This is a genomic window from Pseudogracilibacillus sp. SO10305 (assembly GCF_037072005.1).
Classification (GTDB): domain Bacteria; phylum Bacillota; class Bacilli; order Bacillales; family Amphibacillaceae; genus Pseudogracilibacillus; species Pseudogracilibacillus intestinigallinarum.
Window position 1 is genome coordinate 1 of sequence record NZ_JAXHDE010000005.1, and the last position, 21,321, is coordinate 21,321.

Annotated in this window: 19 protein-coding genes and 1 other annotated feature; of the genes, 17 read left to right on the forward strand and 2 right to left on the reverse strand. The window is 37.4% G+C overall.

Annotation, left to right across the window (positions count from 1 at the left end):
* The first annotated feature begins 68 nt into the window (after positions 1-68).
* The 11 genes from SPD45_RS05715 (at position 69) to motS (ending at position 11,846) form a co-directional block, all read left to right on the forward strand.
* A complete protein-coding gene (locus tag SPD45_RS05715) occupies positions 69-878 on the forward strand; it encodes a DUF1444 domain-containing protein (protein WP_336266774.1) in 810 nt (269 codons plus the stop codon).
* A gap of 69 nt (positions 879-947) precedes the next feature.
* Positions 948-3,221 (forward strand): DNA translocase FtsK, encoded by a 2,274-nt coding sequence (locus SPD45_RS05720; protein WP_336266775.1) that lies wholly within the window; start codon positions 948-950, stop codon positions 3,219-3,221.
* Between the two features lie 21 nt (positions 3,222-3,242).
* Entirely contained in the window at positions 3,243-4,340 is a 1,098-nt protein-coding gene (locus SPD45_RS05725) for a nicotinate phosphoribosyltransferase (RefSeq protein WP_336266776.1), read from the forward strand.
* A gap of 28 nt (positions 4,341-4,368) precedes the next feature.
* The gene (gene murC, locus SPD45_RS05730; protein WP_336266777.1) at positions 4,369-5,676 is read left to right on the forward strand and encodes a UDP-N-acetylmuramate--L-alanine ligase; all 1,308 of its coding nucleotides are present in this window, start codon (positions 4,369-4,371) and stop codon (positions 5,674-5,676) included.
* Between the two features lie 199 nt (positions 5,677-5,875).
* Positions 5,876-6,280 (forward strand): DUF948 domain-containing protein, encoded by a 405-nt coding sequence (locus SPD45_RS05735; protein ID WP_336266778.1) that lies wholly within the window; start codon positions 5,876-5,878, stop codon positions 6,278-6,280.
* Positions 6,281-6,295: 15 nt separating this feature from the next.
* On the forward strand, positions 6,296-6,967 hold the full coding sequence (locus SPD45_RS05740) for a YtxH domain-containing protein (protein WP_336266779.1): 672 nt from the start codon (positions 6,296-6,298) through the stop codon (positions 6,965-6,967).
* Positions 6,968-7,189: 222 nt separating this feature from the next.
* Positions 7,190-7,750 carry a hypothetical protein gene (locus SPD45_RS05745; protein WP_336266780.1) on the forward strand — a complete coding sequence of 187 codons (561 nt, stop codon included), beginning with the start codon at positions 7,190-7,192 and terminating at the stop codon, positions 7,748-7,750.
* A gap of 187 nt (positions 7,751-7,937) precedes the next feature.
* Entirely contained in the window at positions 7,938-9,017 is a 1,080-nt protein-coding gene (locus SPD45_RS05750; RefSeq protein ID WP_336266781.1) for a bifunctional 3-deoxy-7-phosphoheptulonate synthase/chorismate mutase, read from the forward strand.
* 177 nt (positions 9,018-9,194) lie between these two features.
* Positions 9,195-10,187 (forward strand): catabolite control protein A, encoded by a 993-nt coding sequence (gene ccpA / locus SPD45_RS05755; RefSeq protein ID WP_336266782.1) that lies wholly within the window; start codon positions 9,195-9,197, stop codon positions 10,185-10,187.
* 59 nt (positions 10,188-10,246) lie between these two features.
* Positions 10,247-11,071 carry a flagellar motor protein MotP gene (gene motP / locus SPD45_RS05760; protein WP_336266783.1) on the forward strand — a complete coding sequence of 275 codons (825 nt, stop codon included), beginning with the start codon at positions 10,247-10,249 and terminating at the stop codon, positions 11,069-11,071.
* Entirely contained in the window at positions 11,061-11,846 is a 786-nt protein-coding gene (gene motS / locus SPD45_RS05765) for a flagellar motor protein MotS (RefSeq protein ID WP_336266784.1), read from the forward strand. Before motP ends, motS begins: the two co-directional genes overlap by 11 nt.
* Positions 11,847-11,939: 93 nt before the next feature.
* Here the strand turns inward: motS and SPD45_RS05770 are convergent, their stop codons facing one another.
* Positions 11,940-14,939: a transglycosylase domain-containing protein gene (locus SPD45_RS05770; RefSeq protein WP_336266785.1), complete on the reverse strand. Its 3,000-nt coding sequence runs from the start codon at positions 14,937-14,939 to the stop codon at positions 11,940-11,942.
* A 146-nt stretch (positions 14,940-15,085) separates the two neighbouring features.
* Positions 15,086-15,301 (forward strand) — a binding site (T-box leader).
* A gap of 50 nt (positions 15,302-15,351) precedes the next feature.
* Between SPD45_RS05770 and tyrS the strand changes: the two genes are divergently transcribed.
* Positions 15,352-16,620, forward strand: coding sequence for a tyrosine--tRNA ligase (tyrS, locus tag SPD45_RS05775; protein ID WP_336266898.1), 1,269 nt, complete (start codon positions 15,352-15,354; stop codon positions 16,618-16,620).
* Between the two features lie 63 nt (positions 16,621-16,683).
* Entirely contained in the window at positions 16,684-17,142 is a 459-nt protein-coding gene (locus SPD45_RS05780) for a hypothetical protein (RefSeq protein ID WP_336266786.1), read from the forward strand.
* A gap of 43 nt (positions 17,143-17,185) precedes the next feature.
* Here SPD45_RS05780 and SPD45_RS05785 read toward each other — a convergent pair whose 3' ends face one another.
* Positions 17,186-18,442: a DNA polymerase IV gene (locus SPD45_RS05785; RefSeq protein WP_336266787.1), complete on the reverse strand. Its 1,257-nt coding sequence runs from the start codon at positions 18,440-18,442 to the stop codon at positions 17,186-17,188.
* 141 nt (positions 18,443-18,583) lie between these two features.
* Between SPD45_RS05785 and SPD45_RS05790 the strand changes: the two genes are divergently transcribed.
* The 4 genes from SPD45_RS05790 to SPD45_RS05805 all read left to right on the forward strand — a co-directional run bounded on the left by SPD45_RS05790 (position 18,584) and on the right by SPD45_RS05805 (position 21,200).
* Positions 18,584-18,853: a hypothetical protein gene (locus SPD45_RS05790; protein WP_336266788.1), complete on the forward strand. Its 270-nt coding sequence runs from the start codon at positions 18,584-18,586 to the stop codon at positions 18,851-18,853.
* A complete protein-coding gene (locus SPD45_RS05795) occupies positions 18,792-19,115 on the forward strand; it encodes a YolD-like family protein (protein WP_336266789.1) in 324 nt (107 codons plus the stop codon). The genes SPD45_RS05790 and SPD45_RS05795 overlap by 62 nt, the downstream gene beginning before the upstream one ends.
* Before the next feature lie 149 nt (positions 19,116-19,264).
* Positions 19,265-20,203 (forward strand): VOC family protein, encoded by a 939-nt coding sequence (locus SPD45_RS05800; protein WP_336266790.1) that lies wholly within the window; start codon positions 19,265-19,267, stop codon positions 20,201-20,203.
* A 16-nt stretch (positions 20,204-20,219) separates the two neighbouring features.
* Positions 20,220-21,200: a ring-cleaving dioxygenase gene (locus SPD45_RS05805; protein WP_336266791.1), complete on the forward strand. Its 981-nt coding sequence runs from the start codon at positions 20,220-20,222 to the stop codon at positions 21,198-21,200.
* Positions 21,201-21,321 lie beyond the last annotated feature (121 nt).

Sequence of the window (21,321 nt, forward strand, 5' to 3'; positions counted from 1 at the left end):
AAAATGTGGTAAAATAGAAAGGATAATGGAACCAATCTATTCAAAAAAGTTCCTTGGAGGCTTTAAAAATGAAAATGACTAGTTTAAAAATGAAAAGATTGTTAGAAGAAAAATTAAAAACAGACGCATTTAGAACGTCTTTTGATCGTGATAAAGATATATTTCGTATAGAATGGAAGGAATCAAAACAAGGTCTTTCTATTAAATTACCGACAGTGATTGCTAAATATAATGAACGTGGGGATGAAGCGATAGATGAATTAGTTTCCCACGTGGAAGAAGCTTTAGCAATGATGAATCGAACGTATACATTGGCTGGGAATGAAAAAAGCATTTTTCCAGTAATTCGTTCGACATCTTTTCCAACAGAAATGAAAGATGGGAAAAAACTTGTCACGAAAGAACATACGGCAGAAACACGCATTTTTTATGCGTTAGATATTGGAAAGTCGTACCGTTTAATTGATGAAGCAATGTTACAAAACGAAGGATGGACAGAGGCAAGGATCCATGAAAATGCCTTATTTAATTTACGTTCCATCCAATTTGATTATAAAACAGATACCGTACAAGGCAATGATTTTCATTTTATTGCATTACAAGATGGATATGATGCAAGTCGAATTTTACAAGAATCATTTTTAGATGAAATGTTAGAAAAAAGTATTGGTGAAGTTGCTGTCGCTGTTCCACATCAAGATGTGCTGATCGTTGCAGATATCCAAAATGATACAGGATATGATATTCTTGCACAGATGACGATGCAGTTTTTTGCAGAAGGAAGAATTCCAATTACGTCGCTTCCATTCATTTATGACGGCGATAAATTGGAACCAATTTTTATATTAGCGAAAAACAAACCAAATAGTAAAAAATGATTTGGTAAAATGGTAGAATTCTTGGTAAAATGAATAGAATACTCCATGTGAAGAAATGCAGGTGAGAACATGTGGAAAAATTGGAAAAAACGAGTAAGTGATATTTTCTTCCGTGAAATTGAAGTAGAAGAATACGAAGAAATAGAAGAGGAAGAAACACCGAAACAAAACGGAACAAATTATGCAACACAAAGAAGAAATGTAACGATGGATCAACCATTACAAGAAGATTTTAAAGTAATGTATCAATATCCGAGAAATAATCATGCTTTTTCTTTTCCAGTCATCCCAGATGAAAGAGAAGAAAAGGTAGAACGAACGAATAGAAAAAGAACACGAAAAACAGAAACAAATGGCACAAAACGTCCTACACATATGCGTCCGCGACAACCGAAAAAGCGCGACATCTCTGAAAGGACGTTACAAGAAGTTCCTGCATATATGCGAAGGCGAACAGACCGTGTGCCACAGAAGGAAGAACCGGTCCAACAAAGTGAAAATGAAGTGGAACATGTTGAAGAGGTAAATAAAATAGATTTATCAAAACATACACGTCATGAAGAATTAGACCGTATATTCAATCGACGAAAGGTCGAGGTCGCACGTGATTACGAAAAAAAAAGCGCTGAACAGCCTGTTTTTCAAGTGAAAGAGACAATTGAACCACTGCAAGAAGAACCGGCAAAACAACTTCCGGAAGAACAGGATGAAATGTCAGCAGTGGAAACGTCGTCTATTATAGAAGAATGGACAATGGACAAAGAAGTGCCATCCGTGGTGGAAGAAGTCGAGGAAGTAGTAGCGCATAAAACGCCTGTAGAACAGGGAGTGCAAATGATCGAGCCTATTCAACAAGAAGCGGTTCCAACGCCATCATTTGCACAACAAAGAAAAGAAAATCCGGTGCAGGCACATAAAACAGTAACATCCTCTGTCCAGAAACCTTATAAGGCTGTTCCAGATTATTTATTAAATGACCCGATGGAAGAGGAAGAAAGTGATGAGGATTGGGTTATTGAACAACAAATATTGTTAGAGCAAACACTAGAACATTTTAATATTGATGCGAATGTCGTTAATATTACACAAGGACCTGCTGTAACACGATTTGAAATTCAACCAGCATTAGGGGTGAAAGTAAGCCGCATTCGAAATTTGGCAGATGATTTCAAATTAAATATGGCAGCGAAAGATATACGTATTGAAGCACCGATTCCAGGGAAAAATACAATTGGGATTGAAGTGCCGAACCGCTATCCAAAAATTGTTACTTTACAACAATTAATAGAAACGAAGCAGTTTAAAGAAAAAACGTCGCCATTATCTATCGCATTAGGGCTCACGATTGATGGGGAACCGTTAATTACGGATGTTGGTAAAATGCCACACGGCCTTATTGCAGGGGCGACAGGGTCTGGTAAAAGTGTTTGTATAAACACGATTTTATTAAGTTTATTGTATAAAGCGAATTATGAGGAAGTGAAATTTTTACTCATTGACCCGAAAATGGTGGAACTTGCTCCATATAACGGCATCCCACACCTTATTTCACCAGTTATTACAGATGTAAAAGCTGCGACGATGGCATTGAAATGGGCAGTGAAAGAAATGGATAGTCGTTATGAGCGTTTCGTCGAAGCGGGTGTACGAAATATTACGAAATATAATGAAAAGATGATACAACAAGGAAAAGACGATGAGAAGATGCCATATATCGTCATCGTCATTGATGAACTTGCAGATTTAATGATGATGTCTCCACAAGATGTAGAAGATGCGATTTGTCGTATTGCACAAAAAGCACGTGCATGTGGCATTCACTTGCTCATTGCAACACAAAGACCTTCTGTAGACGTCATTACAGGACTAATTAAAGCGAACATCCCGACACGTATTGCATTTAGTGTTTCTTCGCAAGTAGATTCCCGCACGATGCTTGACTCTGTAGGAGCAGAGAAGCTACTCGGAAAAGGGGATATGTTATTTGTTGAAAATGGGGCAAACAAAAGTGTAAGATTACAAGGACCGTTCGTTTCAGATGAAGAGGTGGATCGGGTTGCTGCATATATGCGAACGATAGCAGAACCGAACTATTTATTTGAACAAGAACAATTATTGCTTGATGTGGAGGAAGAGGAAGAAGATGAATTATTGCATGAAGTTATTCATTTTGTCGTTTCCCAAAATCAAGCGAGTACATCTTTATTACAAAGAAGGTTTAGAATAGGATATAATCGTGCAGCTAGATTAATCGATACATTAGAGATGAAAGGGATTGTTTCCGAACAAAACGGATCTAAACCGCGAGAAGTTTTAATTTCAACAGCACAATTAGAACAATAAAATATACGAGGAGTTCCTGTTATGAAAGAAATAGAATTAAAACTAGAAGGAAAAATTAGTCGATTAACGAATAAAACATTTAAATTTGATGAACGTATTCAAGAAGGTTGGTTTTCAGCAGTTTATTTTTTGAAAACGAGAGAAATCGTTGAAAAATATCAGGAGGACAATATTGTAACGATGCAATTTTTCCAAAAAGATCATGCAGTATTGTGTGGAACAGATGAAGTAATTGCATTATTACATACATTTGCGGACCATCCAGAACAACTAGAAATTAAATCGTTAAAGGACGGCGATAAAATTTCTCCATTCGAATCAGTTTTAACGGTGACAGGTCCATATCAATATTTCGGTTATTTAGAAGGTATCATCGATGGGATTTTATCCCGACGAACATCTGTCGCAACGAATGTATATAATGTTGTAAAAGCGGCTGGAGATAAGCCGATTATTTTCATGGGGGACCGTGATGACCATTATACACAACAGGCGGGAGATGGATATGCCGCATTTATCGGTGGGTCGACAGCACAAGCGACACATGCGATGAATGAATGGTGGGGCAAAAAAGGAATGGGGACGATGCCACATGCCCTTATTCAAATGTTCCGTGGTGATATCGTTACAGCAACAGAGGCATACAATGAAACTTTCCCTGAAGATGAATTGATGGCACTCGTGGATTATAACAATGATGTAATTACCGATTCATTGAAAGTAGCGCGAGCATTTAAGGAAGAATTAAAAGCTGTTCGATTGGATACATCGAACACATTAGTGGATAAATATTTTTTACGTAATCAACATGTATTAGGTACATTTGACCCGCGTGGAGTAAATCCTGAACTCGTTTTTGCATTACGGGAAGCATTAGATGCTGAAGGCTTTCACTATGTAAAAATTGTTGTTAGTGGAGGATTTAATGAAGAGAGAATTCGCGAATTTGAAGCGAAAAATGTTCCTGTAGACATGTATGGTGTCGGAAGAAACTTATTGTCTGTTAATTATGGATTTACAGGGGATAATGTTTTACTAAATGGGACACATTCAGCAAAATATGGGCGTAAATATCGTCCGAACCCTAGATTAGAAGAGGTACCATATTTAGGGGAATAAATTTTATACAATAAGTTGGAGGTTAGTGATGACTACTTATCACTTTATAGGAATAAAAGGAACTGGTATGAGTGCATTGGCGCAAATTTTGCATGATTCTGGCCAAAAAGTGCAAGGTTCTGATATCGAAAAGTTTATTTTTACACAAGAAGGTTTAGAGCAAAAAGGGATTCGTATTATGCCTTTTGATGCAAATAACATAACAGAAGATGTAACGGTCATAGCTGGAAATGCTTTTTCAGAAGACCATATCGAAATTAAACGTGCACGTGAATTAGAGGTGCCATTCTTCAAATATCATGAGTTTTTAGGGGAGTGGGCAGATAAATATACGAGCATTGCGGTGACAGGTTCCCACGGGAAAACGTCGACGACAGGCTTATTATCCCATGTTTTATCATTGAGTTTACCGACATCTTATTTAATTGGTGATGGAACAGGATGTGGGCATGAAGATAGCACGTATTTTTCATTTGAAGCATGTGAATATAAACGTCATTTTTTACATTACAAACCAGATTATGCGATTATTACGAACATCGACTTTGATCACCCAGATTATTTCCGTAATTTGGATGATGTGTTTGATGCGTTCCAATCGCTTGCAAACCAAGTGAAAAAAGGTATTATCGCGTGTGGGGAAGATGAAAAATTACACGAATTACAATCGAATGTACCGATTATTTACTATGGTTTCAGTGCTGAAAATGATTTCCAAGCGAATAATATTAAAGTGACAGAAGAAGGTACGACTTTTGATGTGTATGTTCGTAATACGTATTTTGATACATTCACGATTCCGCTTTATGGAAATCACCATATTTTAAATGCATTAGCAGTCATTGCATTTTGTCATTATGAAGGCATTGACCCGAAAGTGATGCATAATTTAAGTACATTTACTGGTGTAAAGCGTCGTTTTTCAGAGAAGAAATTTGGCGAACAAATCATTATTGATGATTATGCACACCATCCAATTGAAATTGCGGTGACGATTGATTCAGCACGAAAAAAATATCCGGACAAAGAAGTGGTAGCCATTTTCCAACCACATACCTTTACACGTACGAAAACATTTTTACAAGAGTTTGCGGACAGTTTAAATGAAGCGGATTGTGTCTATTTATGTGATATCTTTTCTTCCGCACGTGAAGTGTCAGGCGATTTAACGATCGATGATTTATTAGACAAAATACCTAATGGTACATTACTTACATTAGATAATGTGGATGTGTTAGCGAAACATAAAGATGCGGCACTTGTTTTTATGGGAGCAGGAGACATTCAAAAATTTCAAAAAGCGTATGAAAATAGTAAAAACGAACATGTAAAATAAGAAAAAAAGTTGGAATCATCGTTTTATGCGGACGAAATTTGTATTCCAACTTTTTTTATACACAAATTGATTGAAACTTTTAGTAAAAATGCGTTAGTATTAGTATATAGTAGGTTTCGAACTGTATTGTAAGGGGTAGTATAAATGTGAATACCTATACATATGCCGTTTGAAAAATAAATTAGAGGAGTTGACAACGATGTATGCAGCAATAGCAATTGCAGTAATTATTGTAGCGGTGGCATTTGCCGTTTTAGTAGCTTATATTGCAAAAACTTTAACAGCTACAAAGCGTACGTTAGATAACGTCGCAGATACAATTGAATCAATGGAGAAACAAGTAGAAGGTATTACAACGGAAACGACTTTATTATTACAAAAAACGAATGATTTAGCGGAAGATGTAAACTATAAAGTTGATCGATTAAACAGCGTATTTGATGGTGTTCATGAAGTTGGGGAAACATTCCACAATTTAACATTATCTATGAAAAAATTATCCAACACTGTAAATAAAGCAGCAGATGTTGATAGTGAGAAAGCAGAAGAAGCTGTTAAATGGACTTCAGCAATTGTGAATGTCTTTAAGAACCGTAAAAATTAAGGAGGAATATATCGTATGAGTGAGAATAATAGTGGTGGATTTTTCCTAGGAGCACTTCTTGGTGGAGTAGTTGGGGCTGCAGTTGCATTAGCATTTGCACCGAAAACTGGTAGAGAGTTACGTGCAGATCTTAGTACTGGTACGAAACAAGCATTCGACAAAGTGGACGAATGGAAAGATGTAGCAGTAGAAAAAGGAACAGAGTATGGTGCGGTAGCAAAAGAAAAAAGCATTGAATTAAAAGATAAAACTGCAGACGTAACGAAAAAAGCAGTAGATTCTACGACGAGCTTTACAAAAGATGTTGCAGGTAAATCAAAAGATATCGCAAAAGATGTTTCTGAAAAAACGAAAGATGTTGCGAAAGATGTAACAGAGAAAACAAAAGAAGTTGCACAAGAAGCGACAGATAAAGCGAAAGAAATTGGTGGAAAAGCAAAGGACAAAGCGGAAGAAGTGAAAGATGTAGCCGAAGAGAAATTTGCAGAAGCGAAAGATAAAGTAAAGAGCGCGAAAAATGATGCCGAAGAAAAAGCAGAAGAAGTGAAAGAAAAGGCTGAGAAAAAAGCAGAAGAAATTAAAGCAGAAGCAGAGAAGAAAGCCGCTAAAGCGAAAAAAGAAGTGAAAGAAAAGAAAGACGAAGTCCTCGATAAAGCAGAGGAAAAGGCAGAAGATTTAAAAGGGTAATTGAAAAAAACGAACGATGCTAACTTCAGCAGCACCCCATTTGTTAGACTAACATCTAACGAATGGGGTGTTTTTTGTGCATTTGAAAACCCCTGGCTATACCAAGGGTTCCGGATAGCTTTTAGCGTGGTATAAAAAATTCCTCTCATCGTGATAGGATCAGGTTGGTTTCCCGACCACGATAGTTTTCGCTCCAAAATATAGACGACAAATTATTTTTAGTTGCAAGAATATGGTACGAAGTTGCAAGAATATGGTGCGAAGTTGCAAGAATACTGTGCGAAGTTGCAAGAATATGGTACGAAGTTGCAAGAATATGGTGCGAAGTTGCAAGAATACGATGCGAAGTTGCAAGAATACGATGCGAAGTTGCAAGAATATGGTGTGAAGTTGCAAGAATGCGGTGCGAAGTTGCAAGAATGCGGTGCGAAGTTGCAAGAATGCGGTACGAAGTTGCAAGAATGCGGTGCGAAGTTGCAAGAATACGGTGCGAAGTTGCAAGAATACGATGCGAAGTTGCAAGAATATGGTACGAAGTTGCAAGAATATGGTGCGAAGTTGCAAGAATGCGGTGCGAAGTTGCAAGAATACAGCCCAAAGTTGCAAGAATACAGCCCAAAGTTGCAAGAATGCAGCCCGAAGTTGCAAGAATCCAACCTAAAGAAGCCTATCTCCGTACATAAGCGACGATGGTATCATTTGTCGCAACGGCAATGTCACTTGTTCCAACACCAATATTATATAATCAAACATTTCCTATTGTTTATGGTTTCGTTCTTTTAATAGAATACGAGTTACAGATTTTGTTCCAATATATATAGCCAAAATCAGTTTTTTTACCATGGATTCACATTCTATACAGTCTATTATTCTTAGTATAGATTTTTTGTATGCAAATATGTGACAAACTACACAAATTCCGTTATAATTGTCGTAATTGTTAATAAATTCAAAGGAGTGGCATTTTTAAATGAGTAACGGAAAGATGGAAACATTACGAGCACAGCTAGATGAATTGAATCTAGATTTACTAGATTTAATTAATAAACGTGCAGAAATTGTACGACAAATCGGGGAAATTAAAGGGAAACAGAGTACACGACGTTTTGACCCCGTGCGTGAGAGGGACATGTTAAATCATATCATTCAACATAATGATGGTCCTTTTAAAAATGCGACTGTTGAACATATTTTCAAAGAAATTTTCAAAGCAGGGCTAGAAATTCAAGAAGACGATCAACAAAAAGCATTACTCGTATCACGTAAACGTAAAGCGGAAGATACGATTATTGATATTAACGGAGAGCAATATGGAGACGGACATACTCGTTTCGTATTCGGTCCGTGTGCGGTAGAAAGCTATGAACAAGTAGCAGCCGTAGCAAAATCTGTGAAAGAAAAAGGATTAAAATTACTACGTGGTGGGGCATACAAACCTCGTACATCTCCTTATGATTTCCAAGGATTAGGGTTAGAAGGATTAAAAATTTTAAAACGTGTTGCAGATGAATACGATCTAGCAGTCGTTAGTGAAATCGTCACACCAGGAGATCTAGAGGAAGCTGAGAGCTATATTGACGTTATCCAAATTGGTGCACGAAACATGCAGAACTTCGAACTTTTAAAGAAAGCAGGGGAGATGAACAAACCTGTAATTTTAAAACGTGGATTATCTGCGACGATTGCTGAATTTATTAATGCGGCTGAATACATTATTTCACGTGGGAATAGTAATATTATTTTATGTGAGCGTGGAATTCGAACATATGAAACGGCTACAAGAAATACGTTAGATATTTCTGCGGTACCAATTTTAAAACAAGAAACGCATTTACCAGTAATGGTCGATGTGACACATTCTACAGGTCGTCGTGATTTATTACTGCCGACAGCGAAAGCTGCTATTGCGATTGGAGCAGACGCAGTGATGGCAGAAGTTCACCCTGACCCGGCTGTTGCGTTATCTGATGCACAACAACAAATGGATATTCCGACATTCGATAAATTTTTCGAAGAAGTAAGTACGTTCAGTAAAGGAATTAATCGATAAGAAGAAAACGATGGTGCGAAAAGTGCCATCGTTTTTCCCTTTTTTACGCTAATTTTATCCTTTTTGTGAAAATTTATGAAAACATTTGCAAAATCCTTACATATTTTTTGTGTTTTTTTGTTAGCTAGTTTATTATTACAAGTAGAAGGAACAATTTTGTTTGGAGGTGGCGACACATTGAGTATAACAATTTATGATGTGGCGAGAGAAGCGAACGTTTCGATGGCAACTGTATCAAGGGTAGTAAATGGAAACCCAAATGTAAAACCAACGACGAGACAGAAAGTATTAGATACAATTGAAAGATTAGGTTATCGACCAAATGCGGTTGCAAGGGGATTAGCGAGTAAAAAGACTACGACAGTGGGAGCAATCATCCCAGATATTTCAAGTACTTTTTATTCTGAGTTAACACGTGGAATTGAAGATATTGCTACGATGTACAAGTACAACATTATTTTAAGTAACTCAGATCAAAACAAAGAAAAAGAACTTCATCTAATTAATACGATGCTTGAAAAACAAGTAGATGGGATCGTGTATATGGGTGGAGAAGTATCAGAGGAACATATTCAGCAATTCAAAACAGCACGTGTTCCAGTCGTTTTAGCTGCAACACATGATGTGAATGATGAATTACCATCTGTTAATATTAACTATGAGGAAGCTGCATATGAAGCAACAACTCATTTATTAGAAACGACGAATGCACAACCAGCATTTATTAGTGGGTCTTCTGATGTGCAGTCGAATGATTTAAAGTATAAAGGATATGTTCGTGCGTTAGAAGATGCGAAGGTAGAAATTGACCGTAGTCTTATCGTAGAAGAGGAATCTTCTTACAATGGTGGGATGGACGGAGTAGAACAAATTTTAAATCAAGGAAAACCTGCATCTATTTTTGTAACTACAGATGAAATGGCTGTAGGAGTTATTCACGGTATTCAAGACCGAGGATTATCCGTTCCTGGAGACATTGAAGTATTTGGTTTCAACAATACACGAATTGCGATGATGGTGCGTCCGACATTAACGACGATCGTCCAACCGATGTATGATATTGGAGCAGTAGCAATGCGTTTATTAACGAAATATATGAATAAAGAGGAAGTAGAAGATAATAATGTTATTCTTCCTCATCGAATTATTGAAAGAGACTCAACAAAATAAAAACATAGCCGATAATAATACTATAGGAAACAATGGATGTTAGGGAGAGAATGTGACACATGAAAACGAGAGATATCTTAACCCCAATTGGTATTACGATCGGCTTTTTTATGATTGCACTTGCTATCCTTTCAAATGGTGGTAGGGAAGGCTTTGTCAATTTTGTGGATATTGCATCCTTTTTTATCGTTATTGGTGGATTAGTCGGATCGCTTTTAATTAACTTTAAAAAAGAACAAATTCGCTTGTTCTGGTCCGTGTTCAGAGAAGCTTTTCGAAAAAATGATCATAAAATGCCGGAATTAATTCGTCTCTTTGTTCGTTTATCCGAACAGGCGAGAAAAGATGGGTTACTCGCTTTAGAAAATGAAATGGATGATATAGAAGATCCGTTCATTCGTAAAGGAATTTTATTAGCGATTGATGGAATTGAAGCGGAAGTAATCAATGATATTATGAATGCTGAAATAACAGCGATGGAAGAAAAACATGATCGAGGACGTATGCTCATTGAAAAGGCAGGAGAATATGCACCTGCATGGGGAATGATCGGTACGTTAATTGGGTTAGTATTAATGCTAAGTAATTTATCTGACCCTGCAAGTCTTGGGCCAAATATGGCTGTTGCATTACTTACTACATTATATGGTTCTGTGTTAGCAAATTTAGTTTTCTTACCGATGTCTAGTAAGTTAGCGATTAAGACGGAAGAAGAAGTATTTTTAAAACAAATTATTATTGAAGGAATTATCGGGGTACAATCTGGTCAAAACCCACGAATTTTAGAAGAGAAATTAAGTGCATTTTTAATTGGAGATGAGTTACGTACATATGAGGAAATGGAAACTGCACAAGTAGTCGGAGAAAAAGTCCATGAAGCGTAGAAAGAGGACGAGTCAGCAATCTGGCACCCCAAAATGGATGGTAACATTCTCTGATATGATTACATTAATTTTAGTATTTTTTATTTTGCTTTTTTCGATGTCACAAATTGACTTAGCAAAATTTGAGTCGATTACAGAGTCGTTTCAAAGTAGGGCGATTTTAGACTTTTTACCTTCTGACATTCCATCTGAAAATATGAACCAAGGTAATACAATAGGAGTCATGGATGTAGGGATGGAAGAGGAGAAAGATAAAGAGAAAGATGAAGAGAAATCGGAAGATAGTTTTTCCGAAGAATTACGTAAGAAAGCAGATGCATTGGAGCGCCTCGTCGAACAAGTGGATACATTTTTAATGGAAGAAGATTTAGGGGATGTTATTTCAGCAAACCGTACGGAAGAAGGGGTATCATTAGTGTTACAAGATAGTATTTTGTTTGAATCTGCGGAAGCGGACATATTGGATACTGGAAAACCTTTCTTAGATGAGGTAGGAACATTATTAAAAAATATTCCGAATGATGTGCGAGTAGAAGGGCATACAGATACACGTCCCATTTCGAATTATCGATATCCTTCAAATTGGGAATTATCTGGTGCACGTGCTGGAAGTGTTGTTCGTTATTTCATTGAGGAACATCAGTTAGACGAAGCACGATTTTTAATTGGTGGGTATGGTGATACAAGACCAGTAACGAAAGAAAATAATGAAGATGCATGGCGGGAAAATCGTCGTGTTGAAATTGTTATATTAGATTCAGCTACAGAACAATGATCCAATCATTTGGGTCATTGTTTTTTTGTATAGTGAATATTTTGTATAAAAAATAAGCCCTGGCACTATAAGTACCGAGGCTTATTTCATTCATTAATCTTTTTTGTCTTCCTTTTTGTCTTTATCGTTTTTCTTATCGTTCTCTTTATCTTTATCTTTTGGTTTTTCTTCTTTTTTATTGTCGTCGTCCTTTTTCTCTTTATCTTTCTTTTTCTCTTTCTCTTTATCTTTATCGTTTTCTTTTTTGTCCTTGTTCTTGTCTTTATCTTTGTCTTTCTTTTTGTCGTCTTTCTTTTTATCTTTTGCATCATCTTTTTTCTCTTCTTTAGAAGGTTTTATAGATAAAATATCAGATGCTCCAGATTCACGACCGAAATAGTCGACTGCACGGACATGATATGCTCCACTACCAGATGGCAGGGATAAAGATGTTCCTGTTGTAGAACCGACCGATTTAAATGATCCGTCTTTATCTTTTGCATGATAAAGTCTATAACCAACGACATTTTGACCAGATACGCCTGACCAAGAAATACTACTCTTGCTACCTGAAACAGAGCCAGGAGCAGAAGGGGCTTTTCCAGTGTCACTGACAGAGCTTGATGCGCTCGATCCTTTGCCAGCCGTTGCAGTAATTTTACTCCAACCTTCGCCACCTTTTCTCGGAATAAGTACAGATAAGTCACCTAGGCGATCATATCCTTTTTCTTTTAAAAATTCAGGATTGAACTTATAGCCACCTTTTCCTTTTGAAGTAAATTCAGAAGGTGTTTTCGATCCAGCGACGACTTCTTTCCCGTCGATTTTCGTCATCGTTGTAGAGCCACCACCTACTAAACTATTATCCGTTTTACTCGGAACATATTTACTATTAAATATGTCTGAACGAACGAGTCCAGCTTTTGAACATAAATCTGATGGTGCATCACCAGATGTTGCACAGAAGCTACTACTTACAATGCCTTCTGGTTGTTCGTGTTTTTTGGAAGGTGCCATTAAATCAGGTTTTACATCTGACACTGCGTTCATTAAGTTGACCCATAATTGTTGTGTTCGCTGGCTATAACTTAAGCCTCCACAATCACCACAACTATAAATCGAACTAGGTGTATTATATCCTAACCAAACACCCATTGTAATGTTAGGGTTTGTTCCAATAAACCATGCATCTTGATAATCTTGCGACGTACCAGACTTACCTGCCCAGTCGACCCCACCATGTTTAAGGCGGCTAGGGACGTAAGCTCCTGTACCTTGACTTACAACGTCACGCATAATATCAATCATTAAATATGAGGTTTGTTTTGAGAAAACTTTTACAGGTTCTGGCTCGTGTTCATAAATGGTATTGCCATCTGAGTCGACAATTTTTTCAATCATATACGCCTCGACGAACTCTCCACCATTACTGAACGTTGTAAAGGCATTCGTGTTTTGTTCTACTGTCACGTTGTTAGATCCAAGACCAACAGAAGGGTCTTGTTCTAATTCTTTCGTTAACGGGATGTTCATTTTCTTTAAAAATTTATCTGCCGGGTTTTGCCCTAAAATACTTTTGTACACTTCAATTGTTGATACGTTATAGGAGTATGTGACAGCTTCACGAGCTGTGACAAGTCCATTATATGCGCCACCATAGTTGTTTGGTGCATATCCTTGGTGTCCAGGAATATCGGCAATCACTGTACCTGGCTGAGCAGCACCTAACTCCATTGCTGGTCCAAATACGGCGATAGGTTTAAATGTACTACCTGCAGGACGTCCGGTCGTTCCATATCCAGTTGCATAGTTTACTTCTTTTTCACCGGCTTTAAAGTTACGGCCTGGTACAAATCCTAGTATTCTACCAGTCTTGTTCTCAATAATTTCAGCACCGGTTTCTACTTGTTCAACTTCACCAGTTTTAGGAACTGTTCGGTCTGGACCGTAATATGGATATTCTTTTGCCACTTTTTGCATCGTGTCAAATACTTCTTTATCGATCGTCGAATGAATTTCATATCCATTCATTCGTAGTGCACGGTCAGCTAACATATCATATTGTTCTTCTAATTCTTCGTTTTTTTCTATTTCTTCTAACGTATATCCATCATCTTCCGCTAAAACTTCCATAATGATTGTTTTCGCACGTTTTTCGATTTCTAAGACGACCGCTGGGTATTTTTCAATAGAAGAGGGAGCCTTTTTTGTGAAATCTTTCGTAATATCATGTTCAATGGCTTCTTTATATTCCTCGTCTGTAATATAGCCTGCCTGCTTCATTCGACTTAAAACAGTTTTCATTCTATCTAATCCTAGCTTTAATCCATCCTCATCTTTTATATCACCGTTTTGTTTGAATGGTGTATAAGCGTAAGGGTTTTTCGGAATACCAGCTAAAAATGCTGCCTGTGGTAAAGTTAATTCTTCTGCTTTTACACCGAAGACTCCTTTTGCAGCGGTTTGGATACCAGCAATATTATCTCCTGAAGCATTTCGACCGTATGGAATAATATTTAAATATGCTTCTAATATTTGTTCTTTTTCAAAGAAGTTTTCTAAACGCATGGCGAGTAAAATTTCCTTCGCCTTTCGGTCAAATGATACTTCATTCGTTAAAATTTGGTTTTTGATAATTTGCTGTGTCAGTGTACTACCACCTGTTTTCGTATCCGAATTGGATACTTCTTGGAACATTGCACGGACGATTGCTTTAGGTACCACACCATTATGATCGTAAAACAATTCATCCTCTGTTGCGATAACAGCATTCGTCAATGTTTCAGCTACATTTTCGAGCTTTACTTCTTCCCGGTGTAAGTCAGTGCGAATATCACCAATTAACTTATTATCGGCAAAATACACTTTGGATGTTTCTTCATAATTATAAATTTTCTTTTCCATTTCTTCATAAGACCGGATTGGTTCATCCTTTACGAGTGAGGCAAAATAACCTGCACCAACTCCTCCGGCGAAGAAAACACCCATGACACCGATGATGATAAAGAAAAGAATAACATTCCAAACGACATCATATGTAATACGGGATGTTCTTTGGATCGTTCCTTTTTGCCACCAATCTTTTACTTTATCGGTTATATTTTTAAAGTTCATGTATGTTACCTCCTAAATTCAACTACTTATTATATCATACATTTTCGGATATTTGCGGTAGACTTTGTAATTTTTTTAGGAAAATTGTAAGCTTATGGCTTGCTATTTATTTACATATGTTGTTACAATATAAATCAATTACATAAAAATTTGCAATGAATGGCCGAAGTAGTCGATTAAATCACTGTATAGAGAGCTAACGGTTGGTGGAAGTTAGTCATATTTGGTTGGACGAATTACAGTCAGGAGCATTCTTGTCAGAAGACGGTGAAGTCACCGATACGAACGCCAAGTGATACATGAATATAAGTAATTTATGTATAACAAGGGTGGTACCGCGAACAACAAGCTTCGTCCCTTTTTTGGGATGGGGCTTTTTTTATTTTAATTTATTTATGGAGTGTGAGTGATGGTGGATATTTTACAAGATTTACAAGCGAGAGGGCTTGTACAACAAACGACAGATGAGGCAGGTTTAACAAAACATTTAGAGGAAAATCAAGTGACTTTATATTGTGGATTTGACCCGACAGCAGATAGTTTGCATATCGGTCATTTGCTTCCGGTTACGCTATTAAAAAGATTCCAACTTGCTGGTCACCGTCCAATTGCATTAATTGGTGGAGGAACAGGAATGATTGGGGATCCGAGTGGTCGTAATGAAGAAAGATCTTTAAATACGACAGAAACAGTACATTATTTCGCCAATAGTTTACGTAATCAATTAGCGACAATGTTAAATTTTGATGAAGGAGACAATGCTGCGGTAGCGCGTAATAACCATGATTGGTTATCTAATTTAACATTTATTGAATTTTTACGAGATGTTGGAAAACATTTTACAGTAAACTACATGTTAGCAAAAGATGCGGTGGCTTCTCGAATTGAGCACGGTATTTCCTACACGGAGTTCAGTTATATGTTAATGCAGTCATATGACTACATGAAATTATACGAAGAGGAAGGATGTTCCTTACAAATTGGTGGAAGTGATCAGTGGGGGAACATTACGGCTGGTATGGAGTATATTCGCCGCACACGAGAAGATGGAGAGGGTGCAGACGTATTTGGTTTAACTGTTCCATTAATTACGAAGGCTGATGGTACGAAATTCGGTAAAACAGCTGGTGGCGCTATTTGGTTAGACCCAGAAAAAACGAGTCCGTATGAGTTTTACCAGTTCTGGTACAACACAGATGACCGAGACGTTATTAAATTCATTAATTATTTTACATTCTTAAGCCGTGAGGAGATAGATGAAATCGAAAAGGCGACAGAAGCAGATCCGGGTGCGCGCGTTGCACAAAAGCGTTTAGCAGAAGAGATGACGACATTCGTTCACGGAAAAGAAGCTTTAGATCAAGCAATTAAAATTTCTGAGGCATTGTTTAGCGGGGATGTAAAACAGTTAACGAAAAACGAAATTGAACAAGGATTCAAAGATGTACCGACATATGCAGCAGAAAAATCAGACATCGGGTTAATCGATTTATTAGTAGCAGCAAAAATTTCACCATCGAAACGTCAAGCACGTGAGGACATTTCAAATGGTGCAATTTATGTAAATGGGGATCGTAATCAAAACTTAGATCATATCGTGACGGGTGCAGATCGTTTGGAAGATACATTTACTATCATCCGACGTGGTAGAAAAAAATATTTCCTCGTTCACTTTCAGTAAAAATAAGCATTTGATAAAACGGTACTAGTGAGGGCGTTCATTAGTATCGTTTTTTCGTGTGGGGTGGGTGGAAGTTGTGCGAAGTTGCAAGAATCCGACGCGAAGTTGCAAGAATGTAGGGTGAAGTTGCAAGAATGTAGGGTGAAGTTGCAAGAATGTAGGGTGAAGTTGCAAGAATCCAGTGCGAAGTTGCAAGAATGTGATGCGAAGTTGCAAGAATGCGATGTGAAGTTGCAAGAATCCAGTGCGAAGTTGCAAGAATCCGACGCAGAGTTGCAAGAATGCGTGCTGGAGTTGCAAGAATGCGATGCGAAGTTGCAAGAATGCGTGCTGAAGTTGCAAGAATGTGATGCGAAGTTGCAAGAATGCGTGCTGAAGTTGCAAGAATCCAGTGCGAAGTTGCAAGAATGCGATGCGAAGTTGCAAGAATGCGATGTGAAGTTGCAAGAATCCGTGCTGAAGTTGCAAGAATGTGTTGCGGAGTTGCAAGAACCCGCGCCAAATTCACAAGAACCGATGTAAACCCACCTCCCCTAAACTAAACAAAGGTAAAAGGGCGCAAAGATTACGCCCAATGCCCACCAATTTTTTTACTACGTTCTAATGTAATGCCAGCATTTGTGTAGCTAGATGCACGTAAGATAGCGGTGGATCCATATTTCGCTCGAATATGATCCATCACATACCCAATGTCCTTTTGTTTTGATCGTTCATAAAATAAATCTAATTGTGTTTCCATATCCAAAACTAAATTTGCTAAAGTAACCGAAACACGACGAATATAACTACGCCCATCGTAAAATTGTTCGAAGAGTTGCACACAAACTTGGTACATTTCTAAAGTAATATTCGTTGGGGAAGCGACTGTTTTGGAACGATAAAAGCCACCATTTGTCATTTTGTCATATCCTATCCCAAGATGAACCGTCTTTCCTGCCATACGATCTGTTCGGGCACGGCGACATGCTTCCTCACAAAGCTCCAACATACAGACGAGCGTTTCTTCCTTCGTGTAATTACGCAATAAAGAAATACCATGTCCATAACTATCTTGTTCGGTTTTAATGAAATCCCCAAAAACAGGACTTAAATCAATTCCCCACGCATGCCAATATAATTGCTCTCCCATAATACCAAAATGTTTTTTTAATGTCGGTAAGGATGATTGAGCAATTTGACCAAGTGTTGTAATGCCTAGATGATACAGTCGTTTTTTTAACTTTAATCCAATCCCCCAAATTTTTTCGACTTTCGCCGGCCATAATTTTTCTTGTACTTCTTCATATGTGCAAGTTGCAATACCATTCGGTGATTTTTTAGCATGTAAATCAAGTACGACTTTTGCGAGAAATTTGTTGTTGCCAATTCCGATCGCACTCGTAATGCCGAACGATTCTAAAATTGCTCGTTGGATTTTTTGTGCGATTGTAAAAGGGTCACCGAATAATTTTTCTAATCCATTCACAGTGATCCACACTTCATCGATGGAATATGGATGAATCGCTTCTTTCGGTGCGAACGTGTAGAGTAGTTGGGTAATTTGGACAGAAGCATGTAAATAATCGGCCATATTTGCTTGAACAATATGAATATTTGGATCTTGTGGCAGTTCGAAAAAACGACTTACATTACTAATCCCATACTTTTCTTTTAGTGCAGGGGAAGCGGCAAGTACAATACTTCCTGGACGAGTCACATCCCCGACGACAGCTAATAGAACTTGCATCGGATCAAAACCTAATCGCACGGCTTCCACACTAGCATAGAAAGAGCGCATATCGATGCATAACACATCATGTTTAGGAAAAGATGAATAATCCATAGAACCCCTCCTTTTTCAGAACGTGTGTTCTAATTATAAAAAAAGACCAATAGAAAATCAAGAGAAAAAAACGAACCTTTGTTCTTGTTTTTATGAATTGTTCGTGTTAATATAAGAACAAACGTTCCTGGTGGTGGAGAGATGGAAAAATTATTACGTGATGCGATGCAAACAGGGGAAACGTGGACGATTATTTATCGAAGCCGTAAGAATCTATTTTCCAAACGGGAAATAAAAGTATTAGGGATGAACGGTAATCGAGTTATTGCTTACTGCTTTTTGAGGCAGTCGATTCGAACTTTTTATAAAGAAAATATTTTAGCAATGGAAAAATGGAGGTATATAAATCATGACAGTACAAGACCGTGGGTCCATCAAGTGGACATCATTAATGTTGCCAGAACATGTTGAAATGTTAAAGGAAGTTTTTGTGGAATATAAAGAGAAGCCTATATTAGATGAGCAAACGATGTTAGAAATAGATCAATCTCTAAAATATGCACTAACATATAATGTTGATATAGTTTTAACCTATTATGAGCAGGGACAGTTTAAAGTAATTGAAGGAAAATTAGCAAAAATTGAACGATTTACGAGACAAATTGTATTATCGAATGATTGTGGCACCTATGTCCCTTTAAAAAATGTATTAGATGTACAAATTGTTTCATAAGTGGAAACGTCGGGAAATGAATACGTATAAGAAAAATATCTTATGATGGTTCATTTTAGGACGTTTTTTCTTTATCTCGAAACAAAATAGTTTTAATTAGAGATAAAATGTGACATAATGTAAATAAGATGAAATTGGGAGGGAAACAAATGCGGATGATTACAGGACACCATCATATTTCGATGGTGATAAAAAATGCACAAGAAAATATGACATTTTATCGAGATGTTCTCGGATTACGTCTCGTGAAAAAAACCGTTAACCAAGATGATCCGACGATGTACCATTTATTTTATGGAGATAAAACGGGGAGTCCGGGAACCGTTATTACGTTTTTTGAAATGAAACAGGTAGGGCGTACACATCGTGGTTCTAATGCGATTACGAAACTCGGTTTACTCGTCGAAACTGAAGCGACAATCGATTATTTTAAAAATCGCTTCGACATGCACCATATTCCAAGTGAATTAACGACATACCGAAATAAGCGAGTGCTTCAATTTACCGATCCAGATGGATTAGAACTAATGCTTATCGATAAAGGGGAAGACGATGTCCCAGAATTTTGGGAGAAGTGGGATCAATCTACCGTCCCAACGGAACATCAAATTATTGGAATGGGTCCTGTAGAGATGACAGTCCGTCGCCCGAAAAAGCTAGCGAGCGTGTTGACAGAGTTGTTTGATTATACATTGGTTGACACAATGGAAGGGGCACAAATTTTCCGTTCTGCTTTAGAAAATTCAGCTTCTGAAATTATCGTAAAAGAACTTGATGCACCGACAGAACGGCCAGGACGTGGTAGTGTGCATCACTTAGCGATTCGTGTGAAAAATGTAGAAGAAATGTATGAGTGGGAACGAGAAATAAAAGAAAGAGGCTTTGTTTCTACAGGTGTCATTGACCGCCATTATTTTCATAGTTTTTATTTTAGAGATTCAAATGGCATCGTTTTTGAGTTAGCGACAGATGGTCCGGGATTGGCAATAGATGAAGAGATGGCGACACTTGGGGAAAGAATTACATTGCCACCATTTTTAGAAGAACGAAGAGAAGAAATTGAGCATCATTTACAACCATTAACATAAAGGGAGCGTATGAAACATGACATTAAAAGGAATCCACCATATTACAGCAATTACGAGTAGTGCAGAGGAGAATTATAAATTTTTCACTTATACGTTAGGGATGCGTCTAGTGAAAAAAACTGTCAACCAAGACGATATTCAAACATACCATTTATTTTTCGCAGATGATGAAGGAAATCCGGGAACAGATATGACATTTTTTGATTTCCCAGGTATTCCAAAAGGGTCACATGGAACGAATGAAATATATAAAACATCTTTCCGTGTGCCAACTGATGAAGCATTAGCATACTGGGTGAAACGTTTTGACCGATTAGGGGTGAAACATACTGGTGTGAAAGAACAATTTGGTAAAAAGACATTATCATTTGTCGATATGGATGATCAACAATATCAATTAATTTCAGATGAAAAAAACGCAGGAGTTGCCTCTGGTGCACCGTGGAAAAATGGCCCGATCCCATTAGAATATGCGATTACAGGTTTAGGACCAGTCGTCGTTCGTGTGGATGATATCGACTATTTCAAAGCATTATTAGAAAAAGTATTATTATTTAAAGAAATAGATGAAGATGGCAATTTCTATTTATTCGAAGTTGGGGAAGGTGGAAATGGTGCACAAGTTATTGTGGAATTCCGAGATGACTTACCATCAGCACGTCAAGGGTTTGGAACAGTACACCATGCAGCATTTCGTGTAGACGACAAAGATGCATTAGATAGATGGGACCATCATTTACGCCAGTTCGGTTTATCAACATCTGGTTTTGTGGAGCGTTTTTATTTTGGATCCTTATATGCACGTGTGGCACCGCAAATTTTATTTGAGTTTGCCACAGATGGTCCAGGATTCATGGAAGATGAGCCATATGAAACACTTGGAGAAAAACTTTCTTTACCGCCGTTTTTAGAATCAGAAAGAGAATTTATCGAAAGCAAAGTTCGCCATATTGATACAGTTCGTAGTACAAAAACATTTGAAAAAGAATATGAATAATAAAAAAGATTTGCGATAAAACGAAATGAAATAGAAAAGGGAGTTTCAGTAAATTAATTTTTACCGGGATTCCCTTTATCTTTGTAATTCTACTTTCTTGCAAGTGCACGATAGCCGAAAG